Source organism: Stenotrophomonas sp. CASM114 (assembly GCF_049384325.1).
In the GTDB taxonomy this organism is placed as follows: domain Bacteria; phylum Pseudomonadota; class Gammaproteobacteria; order Xanthomonadales; family Xanthomonadaceae; genus Stenotrophomonas; species Stenotrophomonas muris.
The window spans coordinates 1-268 of record NZ_JBMRGJ010000057.1 but is presented as its reverse complement, the minus strand read 5'-3'; the positions used below and the strand labels follow the sequence as shown (position 1 = coordinate 268).

At 50.4% G+C, this 268-nt stretch carries 1 rRNA gene; it reads left to right on the top strand.

The annotated features are described in order from the left end of the window. Positions 1-50 precede the first annotated feature (50 nt). Positions 51-268 (top strand): 16S ribosomal RNA (locus VG566_RS20450); the annotation flags it as partial.

The following is a 268-nucleotide window of genomic DNA, read 5'->3' as shown; positions in this document are numbered from 1 at the left end:
AGAATCAATCATCTGCAGCTTTAAATTTTGATCTTCGGATCATGTAGTTTTAAGTGAAGAGTTTGATCCTGGCTCAGAGTGAACGCTGGCGGTAGGCCTAACACATGCAAGTCGAACGGCAGCACAGAGGAGCTTGCTCCTTGGGTGGCGAGTGGCGGACGGGTGAGGAATACATCGGAATCTACTCTGTCGTGGGGGATAACGTAGGGAAACTTACGCTAATACCGCATACGACCTACGGGTGAAAGCAGGGGATCTTCGGACCTTG